This is a genomic window from Flavobacterium sp. (genome assembly GCF_965277525.1).
GTDB lineage: Bacteria > Bacteroidota > Bacteroidia > Flavobacteriales > Flavobacteriaceae > Flavobacterium.
The window spans coordinates 433,469-450,454 of the sequence record NZ_CBDIDC010000001.1 but is presented as its reverse complement, the minus strand read 5'-3'; the positions used below and the strand labels follow the sequence as shown (position 1 = coordinate 450,454).

The window sequence follows — 16,986 nt, the reverse complement described above, 5'->3', positions numbered from 1 at the left end:
AAATAAGAAATAATTTCTCTGGATTTTATAAATAGAAAAAAGAGGACAAATAAATTTCCTCTTTAATTGATACGTTTTGGTAGTGCTTATTCTTTGTTTAGAATAAAATTTTTAATAATCGTTTCCATATTTGATGGCAGATCAGCATTCTTGATTTCAAAATGACTAATTTTCATTTCAGTAAACCATTTTGTCCAATAGGCTTTAATTACTTTTTCTTCGTATGGATTATTTTTATTAGGATTGATCCCTATTACTAAAACTTCGAGATTTGATAAATCATCATTTGCTTTAATGAACCCGAAATCATCTTCATGCATTTTTTTATCCCAATCTTTGGTGTTCAAACCATTTTTTCTGATCAGTTCAGGAGTAATATAAGTTGTTCTGTTTCCCTCCTTTATTACCGTACTTTCATAAAACATGTAGCCGTCAGTTAAAACAACAAGTATATTTCTATAGTTGTTTTCGATGCATTGATCTTTTACTCTACTATCAAAAAAACTCCAAATATCTGAACCAACATATTTATTATCTTTTATAGCCGACTCATATATTTTGGATGTTTGCGAAGCATAGTTTGAGTTTATCGAATTCAGTAAATTTTTTGAAGCATTGTTTTTATCAATAGTAATTCTCAAATTTCTGGCAATTGTATTGATTGTTGGATCCAGAGGTTCCGGATTAAAAAACAATTGCATTTTATCATCAATTTGCCTTATCCTTTTCGATTTTAAATGTTGTGTAAAAGCTTCAGATATTGATTTAATGTATCCCAAATCTCGTTGGTAATATTCCATCGTTGGATTTGGATTTTTTTGAAGGCTAATTCTATCCGATAAATCCAGCAGTATACTGATGTTGTAATTTTCTGAAGCAGGGGTTTTTGTCGAGTTTTCTTTTTCTTCTTTAATTTCTTTTTCAGAGTCCTGCTTGCACGAAAATGCCAAAACAAGTAATAGTGACATTGCTGCTATTCTCAAAATATTTTTCATGTGATTAGTTTTTAGAATAGATCAAATGTTGAAAATCAGGATCAACCAGGTTTAATTTGCTTAAATGTTCTTCTGAGAAAAGTTCACAGTTTTGCAATAATTCTGTTTTTTCAGTATGTGGCAGAGCTATTTCAGTGCTGATAGCCTGAAACCAGCCTTCTTTATATTGATGGTGATAATGCAGGTATTCTTTTACAGGAAATACAAAACCATCAATCTTAGATTGAAGCTCAGCTATTTTCCCGGTTATTGTTACTATCTGTTGTTTAAATTCATTGACTTTGTTGCTATAATCTGCTTTTAGTTTATCCAGATCCAGTAAATTTTCTCTTTTACCTCTTATAAAAGCCCTGATTTTATCGATGTTTTCAAACTCTTTCATTACAAAATCAAATACAAGTCCCCAGATAATGTAAACGACAAATCCGGCAAAAATGATCATCCAAAACTCAGCTTCACCTAAGGCAATGTTCAGGTTGTAAGGAGCAGAATCTGTAGTCTTATTGAATTCATATATCTTCTTTTCTATTTGATACGCTAAAAGGGCATCGAATAAGAATGTTGTAATAAAAAGCGCAATCATTCTAAACACGTTTTTGATTCCTTTTCCTTTTTGCACCATATGAATTACATAACCTAAACCCATAAATACAAACGGAATGGTTGTAACCAAAATACCTTCGAGCCAACTGGCTTTAAAAGAATTGGTTAATGCATTTGCATCAAATATTGCTGCGGTTAAACTATCGTTTGCAAATTCTTTGAAAAATGCAGAGTACGATGCTGAAATGTAAAATACCAGTACATAAAGTGTTATAGGGAGTAACAAAAATAAGCCGATATAAAATTGTGCTTTCAGGCCTTTACCATCTTCAATGCCATATTTGTCGGGATTGCGTTTTACTTCGATGATTTCGTTTTTTATCTGATCGATTTCATCATTAACATCCTGTTCTTTTTTTTCGTAGATGCCAATTGCGGCTTCAGATTTTTTAAGTTCAGTTCTGTTTTTTTCCTGCTCTTCTTTGTAAGGTTGTTTGAGTCTGTCTTGTTCGAGTTTTTGTTTTCGGCATTGATCTTCGAAACTCATATATAAATTTTGTAAACAAGCTTTTAGTACAATCGGTTTTCCGGTAGCTTTTACAGATGCGGCAAATCCGCTTTGATAATAGGTTATTCTGATTTGTTCCTTATTTTCTTCGTTTTCGTCTAACGTTTTAATAGAAGAATCATCGGTTCTTTTTAAACTGAATAGTTGTGTTAGTGGTTTCATAACTTAGGAATTTAATTGACTAATAATTTCTTCTTTTTGAACATTTTTTTGAACACAATCAATAAGATAATTCGATAAATCATTGATGTTCTCATCCAGAAAATTAAATTTCCGGCAATACTTTTTTAGCATATTTTCTTCATCATCTGTAATTTTTCCATCTGCCCAAATGATTCTTGTAAAATCATACAGGTATTCGATTTTGGTATTTAGGTTTTCCGGTATGATGAGTTCTGTGCTAACTGGATTTAAGAAAAGTTTATCCAGTTCTTCTTTAGGAATTCCGCGTTCATCTGCAAAGTGATAGAGCATTTGAAGTTCTAAAACATCAAATAGATCGTCCGCTAATGCCATTTGATATAATCTTAGAAAATGGCTTTGTAATTCTACTGTTATCATGTTTTTCTATTTTATTTTTTAGGTAAGCTTTCGCATGCACGTCCGTTTCCGTCACCGTCTAAATTTTTGTAACAGCTTCTGTTGCTTTCAAAAGTTGCTTGTGCTTCAGGCTGAGTTTTAAAATCCCGCAAGTTTTAGTTGGGCAATTGGAGTTTGATGAATTTGATGAATTTCCTGTTGAACCTGATATAGCATTTGTATCTAATGCATCTGATGATTCTGAACAAGAAATAATTAAACCTAGTACTATTGAGGCTATAAATATTGCAGTATATTTTATTCTATTATTCATGGTTATAAATATTTTATGGTAAAAATTAATAATGTTATGATTCCTGTAAATGCAAATAAAACCATGCATCCGCTATTTTGATATCGTAATCCTGATATACCGGTTTTTGTAGAATAACCGCTTTTGCTAAATGTTCCCATTTTTGTTCTTAAACTTGGAGAAATACCGGATTTGCTTAAGTTTAAGCCAAATCCTCCTCCAAGTTTTATCCTTTTTTGAAATCGAAAGGCCATGATACATTAAGTGGTATGACAGGCATTGCAGCACGTTTTGCAACCATTCGATTTAGAGTAAGTTTTTTTTGCTTCAACAATCGCGGGTTTGCAATCTGAAAATTCTCCAAGATATTTTTTACTTACAATACTTTTAAAATATTGACACTCATCTGTATGAACTTCATGATCTTTATTTGATTGTTCGGTGTTGTTTACATAATACTTTTTCATGTTTTAGGTTTTAAATTATTATTTGAATTTTTAATTATCCAAATGTAAAACCAATAAAAACCGGTATTTTACGGAAATCCATAATCCCCATTTTTTTATTTCAGGAATAAAAAAAGCTCCCGAAGGAGCTTAAAGAATTAATAATAGTACTTTATGGGGTTTTAAATAATCCCCATATCTTTTGTAATCGAAACCAAATGCACAGTGTTATTTGCTTTAAAAAAATCCTTCAATTTAGAAAGTCTTTTTTCCATTGCACTTTTACTGTTTGGTTTTACACCTAAATATTTAAAGATCTGTATAATCTCATCTTGCGGAGTTCCGGAGGCTAAATGTTTTAAGATTTGAATGTCTAAATCGTCTATTTCGAAATTGTTTTTTTCCTGAAGGGCAGAAGCAACTTCAGGAGAGATAAATCTTTGATCTGAAGTCGAAATAATATGGATTGCTTTTTTTAGTTCTTCAATACTGTTTAAGCCTTTGAGCACAAAACCATCAATTTCGGCATTGTCGAACAGCGATTTTATACGATAACTTTTGTCTTCGACCGAATAGGCTATGATTTTAATGTTGGGTTGCAATTCCCGAACTTTTTGAACCAGTTCGTCACCATTGGCAATTTTTACATCACGATGATCTGTTTTGAAGGAAAGGTCACTAATCAATAAATCATAAGGTTCATTTTGTGTAATCGCAGCACGTATTTTAAGAAAAGCTTCGTCGCAATATTTTGAATGTTGAAAATCGACAATATTTAAATCTTTTAAGACTTGCTGGATTCCCAAATTCATTGCATCCAGATCTTCGGCAATTATTACTTTTTTAAACATATAAAATTATTTAGGCATGGATATTTTTACTTTAAAACCTTTATCTGGTTCAGTTTCAAAAGTAATAGTTCCTTTTATAGATAAAATACGGTTTTCCATATTTTGCAAACCATTTTTTACAATTTGATCTTTTTCACATCCTTTTCCGTTGTCAGAATAATTGATTATAATAGTATTTGTGGTGCTTTCAAACTTTAAAACAACTACAGGCGCATTGCTGTGTTTCTTCATATTGACCATTAATTCCTGTAAAACTCTCTGAATGGTTACTTTTTTAATTTCATCGATGCTTTCCCAGTTTACTTTCTCTATACTATTAATAAGAACATTTGTTTTGTCACTATTATAGGTAGAAAGCATTTCTTTGAGATTAACCGCATAATTTATCCCCGTATCGATACTATTATTTTCTCGTGAAATTCCGCGAACGCGCGTATAAATATGATTCAGTTTTTGTAGTAAAGTTTCTTTTACCTCATCTTTAGTCAAAGATTGCGTTTGTGTGTAGGTAATGGCATGAAAAACGTCATTTGCCAGTTCGTCATGAATATCTTTGGCAATTCTGGTCTCAGTGTCATAAGCGGTTTCTAATTTTTCGATCCTGTTTCTGTTTTGATAAAATTTTCTCAAATACAACAATAAAAGAAACAATGAAACAATACCCATTATAAAAAATATCCTTTGGTAGTTTGCTGCCTGTAGCGATAATTCATTCTCTGCTTTTTGTAAACGTAGTTTCTGATTTTCGTCTTTTTCTTTTTTAGAATCGTATTTAATCCTGGCAAACTTGTTTTTAAAGTTGTTCCTGATTTTAATAATACTATCATTTATAATAATATACTTTTGGGCATATTGTGCGTGTTTATTTCCGGTATCATTAGAGATTAAAAACGACAAAGCTTTCAACCTTTCATCGACACTATTAAATTTTGTTGCGATTTCATATGCTGATTGCGCATATTGGTTTGATTTTTTAGAATCTGTTTTAGAATAAAATTCGGCTAAGTGTAAATTGCTTTCAATACTTCCGTAAAAATCATCAACCTGTTTTCTTAATTGATAACCTTCAGTCATAAATGAAAGCCCTTTTTCATCTAATCCTTTTTTAAAATAAGCATAACCTAAATTGTCTAAAACTCTGGCTTTGTTTGCAAAAAGAGGTTCAGTATTTAATAGTTTTTGGTTTAAGCTAGATTCTAAAACTTTAATGGCTTCATCATATTTCTTTTGTTGGACATAGACAACAGCAATATTGTTTAACGGAGGTTGTTTACATTCAAAATCAGCACAATCTTTTAAAGCTTCCTGATAGTAATAAATAGCATCAATATATAAGGAGAGTTCTTTATCAGCAATCCCGAAGAAGTTATTAATTGCAGCACTGTAAACATCTTTGTTTTTAATATAGGGTAAAGCTTCTGTCAGGGTTTCTTTGCTACCGTAATAGTCGCCGTTTACTTGCTGAATCTGAGCCATCTGAATCAGGTTGAAAACAATATTGGCACTATCATTTACGGCCTCAAAAGCTATTTTAGATTTATTGAAATTATAGAAAGCACTATTGAAATTTTTATTATCGAAGTTCTCTATTCCTTTTTTTCTAAAATTTAAACCTTCTGTTTTTATAGATTTAGAATCGACAGGTTTGATGTTTTCTTCTTTGCAGGATAGAAAAAGAAGGAAAAAAAGAAAACAAAAAAACGGGGATCGTAGCATAATAGTTACTTTCCCCGAATGTAATAATTTATTGTAAATTAACTACTTTAATTGTTTTATTATTTTGTTGGTGGTGGCGGAACTTTTATTGGTTGGTCGCCAGGTCCATCAGCATACGCCGGTACTTCGGGTTTAATATTCGCTTTAGTATCTTCGAAATCGTCAGAAGTACAAGAAATCATAGTTGTCAATAGAGCGCACGCTCCCAATAATATTAGCTTTTTCATTTTTTTTATGTTTATGGATTAAGCATGAGTATTGCCGTTCGGAACTTTTCCGAAATTTTTAATGCAACATCATTTTGTGTTGGGAAGTGAAGCACGTAGAACTGTAAGATTTATTTATACTTCCCGGATAAATTGGTCTTACGGTTTTCCGTACTTTTAATTGAACTAGTTTTGTATTTTTGTTTTAATACGATATCGAATCAGAACTAATTCTGAGGCAAAGTAACAACGCTTGTAAACCTTTATCGATACGGAATTCCGGGATGTCCGAACTTTCCTGAGATCTCCTAAAAAACCTGAAAAGTCCTAGAAAAAATCCTGAAAATCCTGAAAGCTTATGGAAAAAATTACTCGAGAAAATATTGAAAATCTTTATAAGGATGCTATTAGAGCAAAATATCAGAAAGAAAAAGAGGGAGGAGAATATTATAACTTTTTAGCGATTCCAGGACAAGCTAGTCTAAGGGATTTATGTTGGAAAATTTTTAAATCTAATCCTAAAGCTGATGATTTAAAGGTATATTTTGATTTTTTTAAGTTTGAATTTGATCCAAAAGAAGAAAATACTTCAACACAGTATACAGACAAATTTAAAAAAGTAGGCACTTTTTATAAAGAAGGAAAGAAACCAGCAAAAAGTAGTACCATAGAGTTAGCTGCAATTTTAGTTGATTTTAAAGCAAGACCTTTTAATAAATTTAGAATTCAAAATTTATATGGAGATGAAAATCAAAGTGAGAATGAAAACCACTCAGAAGTATCAAATCCAGAAAAGGAACAAAGTGAAAGTTCCGGAGATCTGGAATTATTTCTTGATAAAAAAGAGAGAGAAAAAGGAATTGGTCTTGAAGTAATACAACCAACATCAACGCAAATAAATTCATTTGCGGGTGTAGAGAAGAAACCTAAGGAACCATGGAAAATTCCACCAATAAATTGGAAATACACTACTACGGTAGCTTCAATATTTTTATTTGTAGGATTTGTAGTGGTCTTTTTTGCTTTTCCAAATAAGGAATGCATGCAATGGTCTGGCGATCATTATGAAATTGTAGATTGTGAATTGAAAATACAAGGCGTTGGAAGCTTTACTAACATTGAAATTTTAGATCCAACTCTTGTTAATCTTAAAAAAGTAAAAGTGTGCGATACTACAACTTGTTTTGATAAAAACGGAGTTGCTATTATATGGTATGCAAAAACGGCAAATGGAGTTGATTTTTTTAATATTCATGGCAGACATCCCGAAAATAATAGTCCGTTGCGGCCTGTAACGCATTATATATTGAATAAGTATGTAAAAAAATAAGCACCGCAAGTCATTTTATATTCCTTTTTTTTCGTGATGCAACTAAATAAAAAAGGACGCGGCTTCGTATGAAACCTCGTCCCTTTTTGTATGTTACAACGGATTATTTTCCGTTTAATAATTTCTCTACATATTCGAGTTTGTCTTTTTCAGCCTGTAATAAACGTTCGTAAAGTTTTTTATTTTCTTCATAAGCTTCAATCAATTTGTCTAATGGATTGAAAGTACAATTATTTGCAAATGCACCTTGACTGCCATTGTTGCTGTTATCATATAAAGTATTAAAATAATTGATTGCGGCTTCGTCTGAAAAGTTTTTAATGGCTTCTACACTTACTCCCAGGGCTTTTGCTACTTCGGTAAGTTTTTCATCATCTATAGTTTCACTATTTTCTATTGCAGATATCGTTTGTTGGCTTATGCCCATTGCATACGCCAAAGCTTCCTGCTTCATATCCCGAAGTTCACGAATACGGCTGATTTTTCGCCCTATATGATTTTGTTTTGTAAGTGTGCTCATAATTCAAAGATAATAATTAAGTATAATCTGGCAATATGTAAAAAAACTATCAGGCGCTGTATATACCATTAAAAGAATTGGATACAGTTCGAATCGATTACCTGCCTGCCTTTATAAAGTAAAAATACAATTTTTCAGAGACGTAATTATTAAATACGCCAACTTGTTGCAATAAAAACTTAGTAGCTAGTATAGGATCTGCTAAAACAGCAAATAAGTAGATTTTTTTGATGCACATGGCATACATCCTGATTGGCAATTATTGCACATTGTATTTTTTTGAGATAAATACTACTGCATTTGTTGCAGTAATGTTATTTAGTAAAGCAATTCTTTAAACTTAAATGAAATTATGTAAATCAAACTGAAAATTATGGAACATTGTTAAACGACTTTAAATATAATTTAGCATAAATAATTTTAAACAAATCAAACATGAAAACGAAAAGAATATTATTCGCAGTATTATTAAGCATTGGTTTATTCGCAGCATCTTGTAGTAGTGATGACAATGACGGGGAAACAATTGTACCAATTCAGGGAAAATACAACCTAAGCCAAACTGGAACAATTATTAACGGACAAGAAGTCTTAATTGATGCTCCACAAAACGCAAGCGGATGTAATAGAGACTATTTAGATCTAAGATTGAGTAATGCAGCGGTTATAGGGGATTATAATGGTTCTGATTGTGCCTTAACAGAAACTACAGGAACTTATGCAAGATCTCATAATGATTTAACAATTAGTGTTGGTAACGTAAGTACAACGAGCGACATCATGAATCTAACGAATAAAGAATTAAAAATTAAAGATAAAACTACTGGTATTATTACTGTTTATACAAGATAATCTGCTATAAGTAAGATCTTTAATTCTTTAAAGAACAAAAAAAAACGGAAATAACTTTTTAAAAGTTATTTCCGTTTTTTGTATAAATTGTTGTGATATTGAATTGCTTCCCTAAATCCCGGTTGGTTTGCTGCAGGACCTAAACGACCGGAATATAAATATCAAAAGTAGCTCCGTTATTTTTTTCTCCCGTTGCCGTAATGATTCCGTTATGATTGTCGACGATTTTTTTCACAATAGCCAATCCTATTCCGGTTCCGGTGTATTCCATTTTTCCGTGCAGGCGCTGAAAAACTTCGAATATTTTCTGACTGTACTGTTGTTCGAAACCTATACCATTATCTGCTATTCTGATATGGCAATAGTTTGTATCGTTGTGTAAAATAGTATTGTTGAGGTGTACACCTTTGCTTATTTCGCTTTTGATTTTTATAACCAGTGGTACATCAGGTTTAGAAAATTTAAGAGAGTTGCTCACTAAATTGTATAAAAGCTGCCTGAACTGAAACGGAATAATATTTACTTCACAAGTTTCGTTGCTTTCGATATGGGCGTCTTTTTGTTCAAGTTCTTCTTTCAGGTCTTCTTTTACCTCATCAATAATTTTATAAAGGTCAACCTTTTCAAATTTTCGTTCCTGTATGTTGGTTCTGGAATACGAAAGCAAATCATTGATTAAGGTTTGCATGCGTTGTGCCGCATTTTGCATGCGTTGAAATTTATCTTTTCCGGAATCTGATAAATTTTCAGATTCTTTCTCCATAATCTGAGTAGCAAAAGTTTGAATTTTACGCAGCGGTTCCTGCAAATCATGACTCGAAATATACGCAAAAGACTGAAGCTCTTTATTCATTTGCTCCAGCTCTATGTTTTTTTCCTCGAGTTCTTTTGTACGTGCTGTTACTTGTTTTTCTAATTCATGCGTAAAAGCTTTTTCAGTATGAATATCAGTAAAGGCACCCACCCATTTGATGATCTTATTATCTTTATTTAGAACAGGTTCGCCAATTACGGCGTGCCATCTATAGGTACCGTCTTTCCTTAAAACGCGGACATCAGCTCTATATACTTCACCCGTTGCCAGACTGTGGCCCCATATTCTGTTGTTTTCTTTATAATCGGCCGGATGAATCATCGCTTTCCATAAGGATTGGCCGGATGGTATTATGCCTGTGTATTCCAGCCATTTACCTGAGGTAAATAAGGCATTTCCTTTTTCGTCTGTTTCCCAAATAAGCTGCGGAATGCTTTCGGTTAAGGATCGGAAGCGTTTTTCGCTTTCTTCTATTTTTTTTCGTGCTTCGACCTTTTCAGTTACATCAATAAGTGTAATTTTTATTCCTGAAATCGTATCGTCTAATTCGCGTTGCGGTGCATATTCAAAGTCGATATACATTTTATGTTCAGTGTTGTCCTGAATTAAATAAAACAATGACTCTGACTCCGAATGTACATTTCCGGTGGTATAGACTTCTTTTAGAAGTCTGGCGTATTTTTGCTTTTTGAGTTCCGGGAACACCTCTAATATATTTTTTCCCTGAACATCACTTTCTTTTTTTCTCCAGATGTTTTTCAAAAGGGCAGCGTTGACCATTTCGATAGTCATGTCTTTTCCTTTCAGAATCGCTTTTGGAACAGGGGATTCCATCACCAGTTTGCGGAATCTTTTTTCGCTCGCTTCCAATTCTTGCTGATGATTTTTTTCATCGGTAATATCTCTTACGGTGCCTAACAACTTTTCAGGATTATTATCGCTGCTGTAAAATACTTTTCCTTTGGCTTCGACCCAATGTATCGATTGATCTTCCCAGATCAGTCGTACTTCATACTGAAGGTATCCGGATGCAATAGCGTCTTTAAATGCTTTTGCCCTGATGTTTAAATCGTCTGGATGAACATGATTCAGTAATTGGTCGTGGCTTAAGTTTACCTCATCTTTATATCCTGTAATAATCTCCACATATCTTTGAGAATATTGCAGGTCTTTTGTTTTTACATTCAGTTCCCAGGTTCCTAGCTCGCTTGCATCAACAATGATATTAAGTCTTTCTTCATTGAGTTCTATTTTCTTTCTGGCTTCTACTTTTTCAGTCACCTCAGTTACCGTAACAATAATGCCTGTAATTTCATCATTTTGTTCTTTTAAAGGATGGTAAAGAAAATCAAAAAAGAAAATTTCCTGCTTTCCATCTCGATTCAACGGAATGGGCACTTCATTTCCGTGAAAAGGGATTCCTGTTTTTAAAACATTATCCAAAAGACTGCTTACACTTTCTTTGACCTCGGGTAAAGAGTCAAATAAAGGTCTGCCTACAAAGGTACTTTCTTCTCTTCCAACGAGTTTCAGATAAGCTTCATTGGCCATCTCGACGATATGCTCTGGGCCACGCAAAATAGTAATTCCAACGGGAGCCTGTTTAACTGTATTTCGGAAACGTTTATCGGCTTCTTCAATTTTTTGCCTTGCGATAACCTGAGGCGTATTGTCAAGTACCCAAATGGCAATTTTGGTTACTTCTCCTTCTATATTTTTTAGCGGTGCATATACGAAAGTCACATACACAGTTTCCTTATTTCCGTGTCTGATGAGCATCATTTCTACTTCATTAGCATAATAAGGAACACCTTCTTCTATTACTTTTTTAAGCGGAACTTCATAACAGGATTTTACTTCAGCAAAAGTCTCCCAATAATGTTTTCCGGCAATTTGTTCGTATGTTTTTCCGGCTACCTCAATAAAACTATCGTTTACAATTTCGCTTATTAAGGTTTTGGCATCCAGTACACAAATTCCAATAGGAGATTGCGATACCATACTGCGTAAATTTTGCTCGCTTTCTTCTATTTTTTTCTTGGCTAAATTCAGGTCAGTTAAGTCGACTCCTGTATTCATTACACCGTATATATTACCGTTTATGTCATATATTGGCGTTAAACTATAATTAAAATAATAGGTATGTAATTTTCCATCGACAGTAAGATCAAGTGGGGTATTTTGTGTGTGAAAAGATTTTCCGGTGGTTAAGACTTCACTAATCTGCTCAAAAACCAGTTGGTTATCCAGTTCCGGAACGACATCTTTAAAAGACTTTCCGATAACGTCATTGCCTTTTCCCCATATTTTTATAATAGAGTCATTGGCCAGTTCGACGATCATTTCCTTTCCGGTATACAAAGCAATGGGAAAAGGGGCATTTTCGACCAGTTCTCTTACTTTTTGTTCACTTTCTACAACCTTAGATCGCGAAACTACCTGTGCAGTAACTTCTATCGCAATTCCTACAACTCCGGAAATAGTGCCGTCAGCTTCTCTAAGGGCTTCATAGACAAAATTTAGGTAAGTATCTTCTATTTTACCATTACGGGGCAGCTTAACGAGTTGTTCATTAGCAATAAATTTGTTACCGGTTTTGTACACATCGTTCAGTACCGTTTCAAGATATTGATTCCTTGTTTCCGGTAAAGCGTCAAAAACGGGTTTGTTAAGGATTTCGCTGGCCTCGACTCCCCACAACTGAATCATTTGATCGTTTGCAATTTCTACAACCTGATCTTTTCCTCTCATCACACACATGGCAACAGGAGCCTGCATAATGTTGTTCCTGAATCTGGCATTACTTTCTTTAAGCGCTTCTGTTGCTCTTACTTTCTCTGTAGTTTCGATAACCGTAACCAAAACGCCGCCTACTTCGCCATCATCTTTTTTAATCGGACTATAAGAGAAATTAAAATAGCATTCCTCATCATAACCATTTCTGTTTAATATTAGTTTTAAATCAGGAAAACTAACAGCATTGGCTTTCATTACATCATGAAACAGGGGAGCTATAGTATCCCAGATTTCTGAAAAGGTGATCTTTGAATTAATTCCTAAAGCTTCAGGGTGTTTTATTGAACCAAGAATTGGGCGAAATCCATCGTTATAAAGTTGAGTATATTCAGCTCCCCAGGCAATATACATTCCAAAAGGGTTATTGAGCATTACAGCTACCATGGTTTTAAGGCTTTGAGGCCAGGTATCAGGATCGCCTATAGGGGTATTATTCCAATCTTTAGCGCGTATCAATTTACCCATTTCTCCACCATCGGCCAGAAAATAATGTTTTTCATTTGTAAAGCTCATTCCGGAAATGAATTAGGGTTGAAGTATAAAGTCTTCTCTGACGGGTTGCTTAAAATTGTTTTCGGATGCTGTAGTTAGCGCATTTTCGATTACCTTTTTTAATTTAGAAAATTCAGCAGGTTTACGGATGTAATAAGTGGCTCCTCTTTTATACATCAGATCGACGATTTCATTGTCAAGCGAAGTCGAAAAAATAATGACAGGAAGATCTTTGAGTTCTTCTTTTGCCCTTATTTCATTCAGACATTCGTGTCCGCTTTTGCGAGGCATATTAAGATCCAGAAAAAGAATATCGGGTAAGTTATTTGTAGCGTTATGAGCTAAAAAATCCATAAGCTGAACACCATCATTAACAGTCACAAGGGATACTGGAAGCAATAATTCATCTAGTGCTTCTTTAAAAAAAGCACAATCATCTTCATCATCATCGGCTAATAATAGATTGTAATTCTGTTTGCTCATTTTGAGTATTATAAAATTTAATATGTCGATCAGATTCGGGTAACTTTCTGTAATTTTTAGAAAATATCCGTTCTATCCGTTTTTATTTATTTGGAATTCAGCTCTTTATTAATTTCCTCTAACCTCTCAATTGAAGCCTTCTTTCCTTCTGCACAGCATGAATTTAAAACCCCAAAGGGCTATTATTCTGCTAAGATAAGATTAATTGTATTACAAATAATCATGAATATTTCAATAAATTTAACGCTTTTAGGTCTAATTATGTAATGGCTTTATTTTAAAATTAACATCTTTAAATTATGAAGTTAAGGTTTTTGAATGTTTATTTCTAAAATCTGCTTCAAAAAAAATCCGTCAAACATTTCATTTGACGGATTTTGTATAGTAAAACGAATCGGTTTTAGGTAGACAGGGTCAAACCTTTTGCTTTAAAATTACTAAAAAGTACCTGACGGGCTGTACTTATTGTTTCTTCAGTGCGGTAAATGCTGCACCAGAATTTTATTTGCAATTTGAATTTTCCGTCAGCAATTGCTATGTAATAAATTTGAGGAGCTTTAGTATTATTTACTAAAACCATGCTTTCGAGAGATTCTAATATTAGCGTATTAATTTCTTCCGGCATGATATCACCGCTCACTTCTGCAGCAATTTCTACCAGTTTAAAGTTATCGGTATAGGTCCAGTTGGTGATGTTTTGGGACAATAAATTACCATTCGGAATGATGATTTCGGCTCCGTTTGCTGAATTGATTTTGGTAGTACGCAATCCCATCGATTTTACACGACCGGATTCAGTACTAATATTGATGACATCTCCAATTTGTATCGGTTTATCAAAAATCAGGATAATACCCGAAACAAAATTATTAACCACACTCTGAAGTCCAAGTCCCACACCTACACCCAGGGCTCCCAATAAAATACTTAGTTTGTCTAATGGCATTCCGGATGCGGCAACAGCCAGAAGATAACCACAAATTAACACAACAAGTCTTGTAATCAATAATTTAGAATGTTGTTTTTTATTGATGTTTTCTTCGTTTTCATCATCAACTTCCCCAAAAAAGTAGGCTACATAATTTTGCAATAAATGAGCAACCCAAATAATGATAAAAAACAAGACGATGTTTCCCAACGTAAAAGTGATGCTTCCGATGGTATTGGGGTGGCTTAACAGTGAGCTTAAACCGGCGCGTAAGGATTCCCAAATGTTTAAATTAGCAGCGATTACGACAATCCACATATAACTGATAACGATGATAAAAGGTTTTTTGAGCGTCTCAGACAAGCTTTCGAAATCAAAAATCTTTTCGATACCACGTTTCACTCTGGTCGTATAAATTTGTAAAAGAATAATCTCTAATACCATTTTTAAAAGAACGCTTAAGGCTACAATCTGCGTAAGAGATATAAAAGCCGTAATACTTAACATGTTGGCCAGAGAGACCCTTCCAAAAAGGTTATTGAGCAGTGCTAAAGCATTTAAACCTATAAAAATGATCGTTGCCCATTTAAAAAAACCTTTAATATACAATTGATTCTTAAGGGTTTTAATCTGAACGAAGCCATAACGTATTCCTAAAATGTTGATGACAATAAAGGCGCAACGTTGTATAAATCCTACTGCGATAAACAAGTCAAGGAAACAAAGTACAAAAAATAGCACTAAAAGCAGTAGCCAATTGCGCATAGAAGTGGACGACCAGTCTTTCTTAAAAAGAAACGTAAGAAGCCCCAGAAGAACAAGCTGAATGAGTTCTATAAACATAGCCGGTGCGTACAGATTGCTCACCACTGCAATGTTTAAACCCACCACTGCTACCGGAAGAATAATACCGCGATTGAGGTATTTAAAATGAAACTGAGACAGATTCTCAGTATGTCCGTTACTCTTGAGGTATCTTAAGTTACGGGCAATATACCAACCCAGCAATCCCATTAAAAATACTAAAAAGATTAATGCGCCTGCTTTATAACTTAAATAATAAGAAGCGACATTTTGCTCGATGATGATTTTAGCCTTGATGTTTTGTCCTACTATTTTTTTTGAGGTAGAATCGCTCGTACTCCATAAAGCGGGATATTCCCTTTTAAGCATGCTAATTCCGGACTGTTCCAGTTTACTGTCGACTGTAATCAAGGCATTCGAAACGGCAATTTTTCTTTCGACGGTTAGTCTTTTATTTTCGTTTAAGATCCCTTGGTTTTTGGTCATTAAGCTGTCTGTGCTCAGGTATCTGTTTTTAAGATTGGCAAATTCGTTTTTAAATTGCTTGCGTTTAATGGTGTCTGTTAAGAGTCCCATTAAGGTTTTGTCTTTGCGCAAATCAATTACCCTGGATTTGATTTTTTCAAGAGCGAGGTTGCGGGAATTGATAGCTGTGTTTTGTTCGTCAAGTTCCTGTTCGATTTCTTTCAGGACAATACGATACATTTGCTGGTTGCGCACATTAGGATTTGCTCCTTTTAGACTGGCGAGAATAAGGTCGAGTTTGCTTTGTGTATTTTTGATTTCTCCAAACAAACGGAAGCTTTTCCCGTCAAATTCAGTATCATTATGTGCAGATTCTAAAACTTCTCCCGCTTTTTCTATAGCTACCAGATAATCACTATCAGTGGCGCTTTCTTCAAATAGTTTTGATTTGTTTTCTGTTTTAGCTGGTGTTGTTTCGGTTTTGACTGTTGTAGCTTCAGTTTTGGCCGGTACGGTTTGAGAGTAGGTTAGCGGCGCATAAAAAAAGACGGCTAATAAGGTCAGTAAACCAATAAAATTTCTTTTCTGAATCATAATGTAAGGCAATGAATTTAAGATTCAAATGTAATTTTTTTTAGGGTATTTATGATGGAAAGTATAATAAAATTTGGTTAAAAGCGATTTTGTTGGCTTGTGTATAATCTTGCTGTGTGTCATTTTTTTGCCACTGATTAAAAGGATTAAAAGGATTATGATTTTTGGTCGAAATATTTAAATACCAAAAAGATTATCTGGAGATATTTGTTCAAAGTTAATTGGCGCATTTTTCCCGAGGTATAATTTTATTCTCAAAAAATGAATATAAAATGACATTTACCGCAAAGTGCACAATCCCGATAGCTATCGGGATACGCAGAGTTCGTTAAGCTTAGTCTTTATTTCGTTTTGATTTGAGATCGCTAAGGGATTGTAAGAAATTATAAACGTCAATGGTAGGCACGAGGGATCACACTAGAAACTCCGTAAAGAATATCGACAATTATTGTCGAGCTCCGCGTGCAATCCCTCGTGCCTCTGGATGACAAGATTGTGGTAAAAAAATCTGTATAAATCCGTGTTTTCGCAAAGGCGAATCAGCGTCATCCGTATTTTTTTTTTGACGATTTACTTTGTAGAGTTTCTTGCAGATATCCCTCGTTCCTGGGGATGACAATTATCTTGGTTGCTTTATGCTAAGACATTTAATTCAAATCTTTTTTAATCCTTTAATCAGTGGTAAAAAAAAGAACCCCTACAATCAAAGCCACAACAAAGTTTAAAAAATATTATATTCGTACTCTCATAT

The 16,986-nt window shown here is 33.7% G+C and carries 15 protein-coding genes; 2 read left to right on the top strand and 13 right to left on the bottom strand.

Annotated features, from left to right (window positions below; translation table 11 throughout):
- Window positions 1-86 precede the first annotated feature (86 nt).
- The 9 genes from ACQY44_RS01810 to ACQY44_RS01770 all read right to left on the bottom strand — a co-directional run bounded on the left by ACQY44_RS01810 (window position 87) and on the right by ACQY44_RS01770 (window position 6,178).
- Complete coding sequence (locus ACQY44_RS01810; RefSeq protein ID WP_428228713.1) at window positions 87-995, bottom strand: hypothetical protein; 909 nt, start codon at window positions 993-995, stop codon at window positions 87-89.
- A 4-nt stretch (window positions 996-999) separates the two neighbouring features.
- Window positions 1,000-2,268: an ABC transporter permease gene (locus tag ACQY44_RS01805; RefSeq protein ID WP_428228712.1), complete on the bottom strand. Its 1,269-nt coding sequence runs from the start codon at window positions 2,266-2,268 to the stop codon at window positions 1,000-1,002.
- A gap of 3 nt (window positions 2,269-2,271) precedes the next feature.
- A complete protein-coding gene (locus ACQY44_RS01800) occupies window positions 2,272-2,667 on the bottom strand; it encodes a hypothetical protein (protein ID WP_428228711.1) in 396 nt (131 codons plus the stop codon).
- Window positions 2,668-2,725: 58 nt separating this feature from the next.
- On the bottom strand, window positions 2,726-2,959 hold the full coding sequence (locus ACQY44_RS01795; RefSeq protein WP_428228710.1) for a hypothetical protein: 234 nt from the start codon (window positions 2,957-2,959) through the stop codon (window positions 2,726-2,728).
- Between the two features lie 2 nt (window positions 2,960-2,961).
- A complete protein-coding gene (locus ACQY44_RS01790; RefSeq protein ID WP_428228709.1) occupies window positions 2,962-3,192 on the bottom strand; it encodes a DUF4236 domain-containing protein in 231 nt (76 codons plus the stop codon).
- A gap of 6 nt (window positions 3,193-3,198) precedes the next feature.
- Window positions 3,199-3,405: a hypothetical protein gene (locus tag ACQY44_RS01785; protein WP_428228708.1), complete on the bottom strand. Its 207-nt coding sequence runs from the start codon at window positions 3,403-3,405 to the stop codon at window positions 3,199-3,201.
- A 161-nt stretch (window positions 3,406-3,566) separates the two neighbouring features.
- The gene (locus tag ACQY44_RS01780) at window positions 3,567-4,235 is read right to left on the bottom strand and encodes a response regulator (RefSeq protein WP_428228707.1); all 669 of its coding nucleotides are present in this window, start codon (window positions 4,233-4,235) and stop codon (window positions 3,567-3,569) included.
- A gap of 6 nt (window positions 4,236-4,241) precedes the next feature.
- Window positions 4,242-5,951: an ATP-binding protein gene (locus tag ACQY44_RS01775; protein ID WP_428228706.1), complete on the bottom strand. Its 1,710-nt coding sequence runs from the start codon at window positions 5,949-5,951 to the stop codon at window positions 4,242-4,244.
- A gap of 59 nt (window positions 5,952-6,010) precedes the next feature.
- Window positions 6,011-6,178, bottom strand: coding sequence for a hypothetical protein (locus ACQY44_RS01770; protein WP_428228705.1), 168 nt, complete (start codon window positions 6,176-6,178; stop codon window positions 6,011-6,013).
- 337 nt (window positions 6,179-6,515) lie between these two features.
- Between ACQY44_RS01770 and ACQY44_RS01765 the strand changes: the two genes are divergently transcribed.
- Window positions 6,516-7,487 (top strand): hypothetical protein, encoded by a 972-nt coding sequence (locus ACQY44_RS01765; protein WP_428228704.1) that lies wholly within the window; start codon window positions 6,516-6,518, stop codon window positions 7,485-7,487.
- A 103-nt stretch (window positions 7,488-7,590) separates the two neighbouring features.
- Here ACQY44_RS01765 and ACQY44_RS01760 read toward each other — a convergent pair whose 3' ends face one another.
- A complete protein-coding gene (locus tag ACQY44_RS01760) occupies window positions 7,591-8,007 on the bottom strand; it encodes a helix-turn-helix domain-containing protein (protein WP_428228703.1) in 417 nt (138 codons plus the stop codon).
- Between the two features lie 435 nt (window positions 8,008-8,442).
- Between ACQY44_RS01760 and ACQY44_RS01755 the strand changes: the two genes are divergently transcribed.
- Window positions 8,443-8,859, top strand: coding sequence for a lipocalin family protein (locus ACQY44_RS01755; protein WP_428228702.1), 417 nt, complete (start codon window positions 8,443-8,445; stop codon window positions 8,857-8,859).
- A gap of 139 nt (window positions 8,860-8,998) precedes the next feature.
- Here ACQY44_RS01755 and ACQY44_RS01750 read toward each other — a convergent pair whose 3' ends face one another.
- The 3 genes from ACQY44_RS01750 to ACQY44_RS01740 form a co-directional block, all read right to left on the bottom strand.
- Window positions 8,999-12,982 carry a PAS domain-containing sensor histidine kinase gene (locus ACQY44_RS01750; RefSeq protein ID WP_428228701.1) on the bottom strand — a complete coding sequence of 1,328 codons (3,984 nt, stop codon included), beginning with the start codon at window positions 12,980-12,982 and terminating at the stop codon, window positions 8,999-9,001.
- A gap of 12 nt (window positions 12,983-12,994) precedes the next feature.
- A complete protein-coding gene (locus tag ACQY44_RS01745; protein WP_428228700.1) occupies window positions 12,995-13,444 on the bottom strand; it encodes a response regulator in 450 nt (149 codons plus the stop codon).
- 400 nt (window positions 13,445-13,844) lie between these two features.
- Window positions 13,845-16,235, bottom strand: a complete 2,391-nt coding sequence (locus tag ACQY44_RS01740; protein WP_428228699.1) for a mechanosensitive ion channel family protein — start codon at window positions 16,233-16,235, stop codon at window positions 13,845-13,847.
- Between the last annotated feature and the right edge of the window lie 751 nt (window positions 16,236-16,986).

Coding starts and splice junctions, on each gene's coding strand:
- ACQY44_RS01810 (WP_428228713.1), bottom strand. CDS start 995: ATGAAAAATATTTTGAGAATAGCAGCAATGTCACTATTACTTGTTTTG.
- ACQY44_RS01805 (WP_428228712.1), bottom strand. CDS start 2,268: ATGAAACCACTAACACAACTATTCAGTTTAAAAAGAACCGATGATTCT.
- ACQY44_RS01800 (WP_428228711.1), bottom strand. CDS start 2,667: ATGATAACAGTAGAATTACAAAGCCATTTTCTAAGATTATATCAAATG.
- ACQY44_RS01795 (WP_428228710.1), bottom strand. CDS start 2,959: ATGAATAATAGAATAAAATATACTGCAATATTTATAGCCTCAATAGTA.
- ACQY44_RS01790 (WP_428228709.1), bottom strand. CDS start 3,192: ATGGCCTTTCGATTTCAAAAAAGGATAAAACTTGGAGGAGGATTTGGC.
- ACQY44_RS01785 (WP_428228708.1), bottom strand. CDS start 3,405: ATGAAAAAGTATTATGTAAACAACACCGAACAATCAAATAAAGATCAT.
- ACQY44_RS01780 (WP_428228707.1), bottom strand. CDS start 4,235: ATGTTTAAAAAAGTAATAATTGCCGAAGATCTGGATGCAATGAATTTG.
- ACQY44_RS01775 (WP_428228706.1), bottom strand. CDS start 5,951: ATGCTACGATCCCCGTTTTTTTGTTTTCTTTTTTTCCTTCTTTTTCTA.
- ACQY44_RS01770 (WP_428228705.1), bottom strand. CDS start 6,178: ATGAAAAAGCTAATATTATTGGGAGCGTGCGCTCTATTGACAACTATG.
- ACQY44_RS01765 (WP_428228704.1), top strand. CDS start 6,516: ATGGAAAAAATTACTCGAGAAAATATTGAAAATCTTTATAAGGATGCT.
- ACQY44_RS01760 (WP_428228703.1), bottom strand. CDS start 8,007: ATGAGCACACTTACAAAACAAAATCATATAGGGCGAAAAATCAGCCGT.
- ACQY44_RS01755 (WP_428228702.1), top strand. CDS start 8,443: ATGAAAACGAAAAGAATATTATTCGCAGTATTATTAAGCATTGGTTTA.
- ACQY44_RS01750 (WP_428228701.1), bottom strand. CDS start 12,982: ATGAGCTTTACAAATGAAAAACATTATTTTCTGGCCGATGGTGGAGAA.
- ACQY44_RS01745 (WP_428228700.1), bottom strand. CDS start 13,444: ATGAGCAAACAGAATTACAATCTATTATTAGCCGATGATGATGAAGAT.
- ACQY44_RS01740 (WP_428228699.1), bottom strand. CDS start 16,235: ATGATTCAGAAAAGAAATTTTATTGGTTTACTGACCTTATTAGCCGTC.